Raw genomic sequence first — 7,711 nt, forward strand, 5'->3', positions numbered from 1 at the left:
CCTAATTCACCTTCGTTTTGGCCCGTTTTGCCTTAGCGGTTGCCGTTGTAGTCACATGGCCGCCATCGCGATAGGTCTTAGCGGCGGCGACAAAGGATGCGAATAACGGATGGGGACGGTTGGGCCGACTCATGAACTCAGGATGCGCCTGGGTGGCCACATAAAACAAATGGTCCTTCACCTCAACCATTTCAACAAGGCGTTCATCGGGACTCAATCCACTAAAAATCAACCCGGCTTCGGCCAGTTGGGTGCGGTAGTGGTTTGACACTTCGTAGCGATGACGATGGCGCTCATATACAAACGGTTCACCGTAGGCCTTGTAGGCGACGGTCCCCTCAGCAATCTTGCACGGATACACACCTAAGCGCATAGTGCCGCCCAAGTCATTCACATCCCGTTGACTATCCATTAGATCGATCACCGCGTCAGGGGTGTCAGGGTCAAACTCACTTGAATGAGCTTCGGTAAGACCCACTACGTTTCGGGCGTATTCGATGACAGCCGACTGCAACCCGAGACAAATCCCTAGATAGGGAATACCAGTTGTGCGCGCCACACGACCAGCTTGAATCTTGCCTTCGACCCCACGCAAGCCAAACCCGCCGGGAACCAAAATGCCATCAAGGTCCTTAAGTCGGGTATCGGCAAAGGCTGGATCTACTAGCTCTTCAGCCTGAACCCAATCGATATTCACATCAATTCCATGATGGATACCGGCGTGAATGAGCGCTTCTTGCACGCTGAGGTATGCGTCATGGAGTTCGACGTACTTTCCAACGAGACCAATGGTGACGCTACCCGTTTGGGTTGCTTGTCGTTGAACCATGGCATTCCATTCGCCCATGTCAGGTTCAATCGTCTCATCAAGCCCCAATTTTTTCATCACATAGGTGTCAAGACCTTCGTCTCGAATCACCTGTGGAATAGCGTAAATACTTGGAACATCGTGGGCACTTGCCACGCCGTCAATATCAACATCACTCAGCATGGCGATCTTACGCTTCAATTCCGTGCTAATTGGTCGATCGGCGCGGAGGACAACCGCGTCAGGCTGAATCCCGATAGACCGCAGCTCACGAATCGAGTGTTGAGCCGGTTTGGTTTTAAGTTCTTTGGTTGGTCCGATAAAGGGCACGAGGGCGCAGTGCACATAACAGATATTCTCACGCCCAACGTCGTATCGAATCTGACGGATAGCCTCAAGAAAGGGCAGCCCCTCAATATCGCCGACGGTGCCGCCTACTTCGCTGATCACAACATCATGGTTCTCACCGAGGGCGAGGATACGCGCCTTAATCTCGTTGATGATATGGGGTACCACCTGAACGGTTTGGCCCATGTAATCGCCCGCACGTTCTTTGGCAATGACCGTCGAATAAATCTGGCCGGTTGACACGCTGGCACTGCGCGGCAGATTTTCGTCAATGAACCGTTCGTAATGCCCGAGGTCCAGGTCCGTTTCACCCCCATCTTGGGTAACGAATACCTCCCCATGTTGGAACGGGTTCATTGTTCCTGGGTCGACATTGACATAGGGATCAAGTTTTTGCATCGTGACACGAAGGCCACGGGCTTTAAGCAATCGTCCGAGACTTGCTGCGGTGATGCCTTTGCCTAGGGAGGATGCCACCCCGCCGGTTACCATGATGTGTTTGGCCATTACAACTCCTGGGCGTTACCTGTTGACACGCAGAGGCTAGCGCAATTCATGTCGATGGGCGAAGATCAATTGTCATTCCTGCAAATCCGCCAGGATTTGCTAAATCTGGCCACGCACGCGCATCAGCACGTCCAATAACCGTTTCGCCAGAACTAATAGTAAACCCAGGCACGAGTGGTGTAACCGCAAGACCGGCGATGACCGCATCCAGGTCCCTTCGACCTTGGACAGATACAACAACGGTATAGGTCTGGGTTGTTTCATCTTGGGTGATCGCGGTAACGGTCCCACTCACCGGGGCAACTAAGTTGGCACCGGGTTGGATAAGCACGGTTGCAGCGCCGGTAACCGGACGGACAGATTGAGGGTCCTCATTAACGACATACGGGGGCACAATGCCGGTTTGGGGAGCTTGCATTGGTTGTGCCGCAACAACACGGTCACCTTGGGGTGCCAACGCCATTGAGGAGACTTCATGGCTTGCATGCCACAAAATACGCGGGCTAGGCGCAGGCAGTGTTAATTCCACATTGTCCAAAATGGCAAAGACTGGTCCCAAATGAGATGTATTACCACCTTCACCTGGCACCAGGTAGCGCACCGTACTGGGCTGTTGGGCTGTTTCAGTTGGGATACGGGCCGGTCGATTGGCTATTTCTTGAAGTGTACGCGACCCAATACTCACCCAGACCGTCCATAGCAGCAACAAAAGGACCACAAACCCTGCCATCATGACCCAACCGGGGAGCAAACTCTGTCTGGCGACGTTCGGGCCACCAAACCCTCCCCCACGGCGAACCTTCGACCGTTTAGTTCCCCCAAGGGGAACATGCGGATCCAGTTGACGTGCCGCGCGATGCGCGTCGGGACGTGGACGTGTGGGACGAGAGACCATAGGTTCAGTGTAGAGAGGTAGATCGTGCTGATTCAGTCAAGAGTTGTTTGGCATGTGCCTTAGCGACAGGTTCATCAGGTGAACCACTCAACATTCTCGCAATTTCATCTTCACGCCCTTGGGCGTCAAGGGCGTTGACTGTTGTGGTAGTTGTTGTTTTTCCTTGGATTTTAGTGATGAGGAAATGAGCATCGGCATGGGCTGCTATTTGTGCTAAATGGGTTACACAAAGCACCTGTTTTGTTGTCGCAAGTCGTTGTAACTTCTCACCAACCATCACGGCGGTTTGCCCACCAATACCCGCATCAACCTCATCAAACACCATAATGGGCACATGGTCAGCATCGGCCAACGCCACTTTAAGGGCAAGAGCTATTCGGCTTCGTTCTCCACCTGATGCTGCTTTATCAAGGGTAACTGGTGGTTGTCCGGGGTTGGTTGTGATGAGAAATTGCACCGTATCCATGCCATAGGGTCCTGGTTTACCCGCTTCAACATGAATGTGAACGGTTGCGGCACCCATCGCAAGGTCTGCTAGCTCATCTTCAACCACGGCAGCCAAGGTTGTTGCAGCATGGACCCGTGCGGTGTGGAGACGCTCCCCGATCGTGTTCAGGTCGGTTCGTAGCGTCTTCACGTGTTCATCAAGCTCATCAAGTCGTTCCTCACCGCCATCAATTTGCATAAGCCGCTGTCTGGCTGCGTCAGCGTGGGCAAGGACATCAGTACTGGTTGCACCATAGAGCCGAAAGAGCTGCTTCAACTCAGCCATACGCTGCATGGCCGTATCGAATGCAGATGCATCTGTTTCAATCTGGTTAGCTTGGCTTGCAATCTCTGATACCACATCGTTTAAGTCAGTACTGATTGCATTCAATCGTGTGGTCCATATGCCAATAGCGGGGTCCATTGCAGCGACCTGTTCAAATTGCGTGATGACTGCCCCTAAGCTGTCTTGCACCCCTCCTTCACCTTGGAGGGTTTCTACACCGCTGTGGTAGGCATTTGCTAGGGCTTCTCCATGTTGGATACGTAAAACCTGGGCTTTGAGGTCATCTTCCTCACCCGGGTACGGGTTGACCGCTTCGATAGCATCGACTTCACGATGAAGCTGCGCTGCTTCTCGCGCGTGAGCAGCTGCATTGGTTCTTGCATCATGAGCCAGCTTTCTCGCCTGACGCCATTGGGACCATACCCCTTGCCATTCCTCCATAAGCGGAGCAATGGTGGCATGATCAAACCGATCCAATAGGCTGCGTTGGACATCAGCGTCAGCCATCATCAGGCTTTCATGTTGACCGTGTAATTCAATGACCTTGCTGAGTATCGTCTCTAATTGGGTAACGGGGGCCATCCGTCCCTGGATACGTACACGGTTGCGGCCACCCTCAATGCCTGCAATTTCACGAACAATAAGCAAGTCTTCGTCTTCGTCGTGTACCCATTCAGCCGCTTGTACTGGTGGTGGACTAATGGCACCTTGTACAACGGCACGACTCGCACCCGCTTGCACGCTGTGTTTGTCTGCTCGTTTCCCCGAAAGGAGTTGGAGCGCAGTCACCACAAGCGTTTTGCCTGCCCCCGTTTCTCCTGTCAATACGTTAAGTCCTGGCTGAAAAGTGAGTTCAGCCAAATCAATGAGCCCCAACCCTTCAATCACCACATCTCGAAGGACTGGGTGGTGTTGGTTATCAGGCATCATTGGGCTGACCATTGGCTAACTCCTGTGCCGCTTCAATTGCTTGTTCAATATAGCCTAAATGAACATTTGTTCGTGCTCTACCTCGTTGGAGGTGAACAAAGAACTCAATATTTCCACGTGGACCTGGTGTACGACTAGGCACGATACCAACCACATCACAGTTGCGCGTATGTGCGGCATCAATAACGCCAGCCAGTGCATCAGCCCAATCATCTGGATTACGGACAACACCACCTTTGCCCACACGCGACTTTCCGACCTCAAATTGAGGTTTGACCATGGGCAGCAACATGGCATCAGGGGTACAGGGTGCGAGTAGTCCATCTAACACCTTTGTCAGGCTGATAAATGAGAGGTCAGCCACAACAAAATCAACGCTATCGGGTAGGTCACCCGGTTGAAGATGGCGGATATTGGTTCGTTCAAATACGCTCACCCGGTCATCTGTTCGAAGTCGCCAATCAAACTGACCGTAGGCAACATCAACGGCATATACATGTGAAGCACCTTGAGTAAGCAGGACATCAGTGAACCCGCCGTGGGCGCATCCGGCATCAAGAACGCGTAGTCCTGATGGGTCAATATGGAGGTCAGCTAACGCGCCTTCGAGTTTACGACCGCCTCGAGTGACCCATTGCTGGCCAGGTTCTTGCACATGAATGGGCTGGCCTTCGTCGACCATTGATGACGGCTTGGGTGCAATGAGACCGAAAACACGCACGTACCCACCATCAATGAGTTCTTGTGCTTTGGCCCGACTTGTGGCGAGTTTGCGCTGGACAAGCGCAACGTCAAGCCGTTGACGTGCCACGATCCGTTCCCTGCGTTTGCGTTATTGCAATAGCATCAAGTGCCGTCTCTAAATCATCGAGCGCACGACTAATAGCCCCTGGGTGATCAGTCAAGGGCAGCTCAGTGATATCAAATTCAGGATTCATCATCAAAAAGACTGGGCTGTTGGTCAAGATCAGGTGTGTCAGCCAGCATAGATGCTGCTGGCCCCGCGTCCTCCGAGGATAGAGCGTGTGGCATGACCGTGGTATCACGAGTCGCTTCTATGGGGATACCTGGTTCTGGGTCTTCCTCTTCCCAATCTTCATCTTCCCAGTCATCACCAGGATCCCATCCGTCATCGTGTACATCGTGAACCGGTTGTTCATCATCAAGGTGTTCAGGAGCAGCACCAACGGCATCGTCAGCTTGGGTATCCTGCTCATTAGCATTCGATAACGGTGCATCATCACCATTAGAGTCAGGTTCTTCAGCGATATCGGGTGCATCGGTAGGGAGCAGTTCCTCTGGAATATCAATTTCTGTGGCCCATGGTTGTAACAGTTCAGATACATCTTCACCAGCAATCCACTTGTTCATTGCAAGCAACCATTCGGGATTCACCGCGTTAATTTCGTGTAATGCTGCGGCGGCCATCCGGTGATCGCCCGCAGCTTCTGCGGCACGGGCTTGAACATGCCACAACCGTAAATGGCTTTCGGTCACGTCAGCATCCTCGGGTAATGCCACCTTGGTGATCGCGGCAAGAGCCCGTTCGGGTTCTTGGCGATCTTCAAGCCAATAGCCCGCCAGCACTATAAGCCCTTCAATAAGATTCATCAGGTCAACGGCAAACGGATCACGTTCCCATGCGCCAATCATCTGGTCGATAAGCTCTGGGACACGATCACCGTTACCAGTCGCCCGTGAGCTATCGGCAATGATGTGATTGTGGTCAACCCGTCCACTGATACGGGCGTAGGCTTGTAATTCTCGCTGAGCAGCTTCGAATTGTCCGGCTACGTAGTAACAAATACCGAGGCCTTCACGGATCGTGATTGATCGAGCTGCACGTGATTTCGCCCACGTAAAAAACTCTAGGGCGCGATCTAGATCTCCTTGTTCAAATGCTTCGGTACCAATCATGACCGCAACCGCAACTTCCTTAATCTCCGATTCACGTGCGGTCTTCTCTATTTCCATCAAGAGGCGACGAGGCACCTCGGGCCAATCATCCTTTTCAGGGAACCAAGGCCGTGCCACATCCTCAACGACTGTTTTCGTTGTACGAACGGGAACTGGTGAGCCAGTCAGTGAACGTTGGATTGGGGCTTCTCGAATATCACGGCGTCGGAACTGTCCACCAGAGCGGTGCCGACCTTGCCGTGCATCCGATTGTCGATTGGTATCACGCTCGCCATCACGACGGGGCCCTCGGCTAAAGCGGTCACCATCGCGGCGTTGTCCGCCTTCATTACGACGTGGGCGACGGGAATCATCTCGTCGCCCACGGAACTCACCATCACGACGGGGGTACCCACCTTCTCGATGATCACCGTCACGACGCGGTTGGCGATCACGATCTCGCCCCCCACGGTAACCACCCCGCTGATCGTCTCGGTCACGACGTGGTCCACGAGCCTCATCACGGGTACCTCGATATCCCCCGCGGTCACTACGCGAATCTCCCGATTTACTTCGGTTACGCTGATCGCCATCGCGTTTACCGTGATACCCACGGTCGTGACGTTGATTGTCGTCACGATCTCGTCCGCCCCGATATCCACCAGAGCGATCGTTCCGCCCCCGATTGGTGCGTTGGTCACCACGACGATTGGATTGATTGCGGCTACTCGGTGCAAGACGTCTTCCATCTTGGCGCCGTGATCCTGCGTTCTTGCCCGAATCCCTCTCTGATGAGCCGTGCTCGTGTTTATTCCGGTCCTCGGACATGGTTTCTCCCTCGGGGAACTCCCCCGCAATCACTGTATAGCTGAGCGCCTATCCTACGTGCAATTACCACCACGCTGTGATCTTTCTTGGCCACACACGCGAGTTGGGGTCCTGTTCAGAGTGAGCAGCAGATATGTAGACCATATTCCATAGCTTTATTTGGTTTAACTAGTGTTCATGTATTTCTATATGAGTACTCGTTTAAGACGGTGCTCAGCGATTAGGCAATACTGCTTGATACTGGTCCTAATCAATGGGGTCTGTTATCCACAGGTGGGTATATGTTGTGGATATTTCATGGTTTTGAGCGTGTTTTCATATTCTGTTGATGGTTGGAAGCCTATCTCTTTGAACAACAATTACATTCAGTGATAGGTATGTAGTGGTGGGTACTAAAATTCGGAAATGGGTCGTGAGGTAAACACCACGTACTACGCTTGTAGGTTTACCCAGCATCGACTAGGGAGAACGGCGCAGGTCACATTGAGAGCAGGCTGTGGATAACTTCCGCTTAGATAATCCACCGACCGTGGCGAATGGCCTTCCGTGGGGGGTAAACCAAGAAACCCTGGCCGTATTGGCCAGGGTAAGGTTAGGTGTGATCTATCACTTTCTGTACCCATTTCAGACATTGGAAAACCCCCTGACCGTGTGGTGAGGGGGTTTTGTGGTGTCCGCGGTGTCCTACGTTCCCACGCCCTTGCGGGTGCAGTATTATCGGCGCTGG

6 protein-coding genes are annotated in these 7,711 nt (G+C 52.9%); all 6 read right to left on the reverse strand.

Translation table 11 applies throughout. The features are described 5' to 3' along the window. Nucleotide 1: 1 nt before the first annotated feature. The 6 genes from VCU37_RS07705 to VCU37_RS07730 are packed head-to-tail and all read right to left on the reverse strand — an operon-like array spanning nt 2 to nt 6,984. Nucleotides 2-1,663, reverse strand: a complete 1,662-nt coding sequence (locus VCU37_RS07705; protein ID WP_336250051.1) for a CTP synthase — start codon at nt 1,661-1,663, stop codon at nt 2-4. Between the two features lie 46 nt (nt 1,664-1,709). After that, on the reverse strand, nt 1,710-2,558 hold the full coding sequence (locus VCU37_RS07710) for a hypothetical protein (RefSeq protein WP_336250052.1): 849 nt from the start codon (nt 2,556-2,558) through the stop codon (nt 1,710-1,712). A gap of 4 nt (nt 2,559-2,562) precedes the next feature. Next, complete coding sequence (recN, locus tag VCU37_RS07715; RefSeq protein ID WP_336250053.1) at nt 2,563-4,260, reverse strand: DNA repair protein RecN; 1,698 nt, start codon at nt 4,258-4,260, stop codon at nt 2,563-2,565. Beyond that, complete coding sequence (locus tag VCU37_RS07720; RefSeq protein ID WP_336250054.1) at nt 4,250-5,071, reverse strand: TlyA family RNA methyltransferase; 822 nt, start codon at nt 5,069-5,071, stop codon at nt 4,250-4,252. Before VCU37_RS07720 ends, recN begins: the two co-directional genes overlap by 11 nt. Next, nucleotides 5,052-5,201 carry a hypothetical protein gene (locus VCU37_RS07725; RefSeq protein WP_336250055.1) on the reverse strand — a complete coding sequence of 50 codons (150 nt, stop codon included), beginning with the start codon at nt 5,199-5,201 and terminating at the stop codon, nt 5,052-5,054. Before VCU37_RS07725 ends, VCU37_RS07720 begins: the two co-directional genes overlap by 20 nt. Beyond that, entirely contained in the window at nt 5,188-6,984 is a 1,797-nt protein-coding gene (locus VCU37_RS07730; protein ID WP_336250056.1) for a tetratricopeptide repeat protein, read from the reverse strand. Before VCU37_RS07730 ends, VCU37_RS07725 begins: the two co-directional genes overlap by 14 nt. Nucleotides 6,985-7,711 lie beyond the last annotated feature (727 nt).

The sequence above is a fragment of the Stomatohabitans albus genome, from assembly GCF_036336025.1.
Taxonomy (GTDB): domain Bacteria; phylum Actinomycetota; class Nitriliruptoria; order Euzebyales; family Euzebyaceae; genus Stomatohabitans; species Stomatohabitans albus.